The sequence below is a fragment of the Bacillus sp. OTU2372 genome (genome assembly GCF_038440275.1).
Classification (GTDB): domain Bacteria; phylum Bacillota; class Bacilli; order Bacillales; family Cytobacillaceae; genus Neobacillus; species Neobacillus bataviensis_B.
In genome coordinates this window covers 1-428 of sequence record NZ_JASATK010000082.1, presented here as the reverse complement: position 1 = coordinate 428, position 428 = coordinate 1, and the positions used below count along the sequence as shown (strand labels likewise).

The following is a 428-nucleotide window of genomic DNA, read 5'->3' as shown; positions in this document are numbered from 1 at the left end:
AGAAAGCCAAAGGGACCTTCTACTGAAACAATATCCATCATTAAAACTGATTCTGACTCTGGATTATTAAATCGACCTGGAAAGCCATCTGGACCTCATTACTTAGCACACACAAGTATTGATACAAAAAATGGAATCATAGTAGATATACATCCGAGTCCAGGAAACATAAATGATTGTGAGCCCTTTGTTGAAAGATTAAAAGTGATTCAAGAAAAATTTGATTTAGATATTAAAAATGTTGGGGCAGACCGAGGGTATGATACAACACCAATTCATCATGGATTAAAAACTCTTGAAATAACAGGCTATATTAGTCCCGTTAAACATGACAATGCATTTAACACAACTTCTCATAGGGATTTTACCTATGAGAATGAAACTGATACTTATATTTGTCCAAATCGAAAAATACTTACTTTTACTCA

At 33.4% G+C, this 428-nt stretch carries 1 protein-coding gene; it reads left to right on the top strand.

All coding sequences use genetic code 11. The annotated features are described in order from the left end of the window. Positions 1-428 (top strand): transposase (locus AAHB15_RS30025; RefSeq protein WP_342043903.1); only part of this gene is annotated, 428 nt, incomplete at both ends.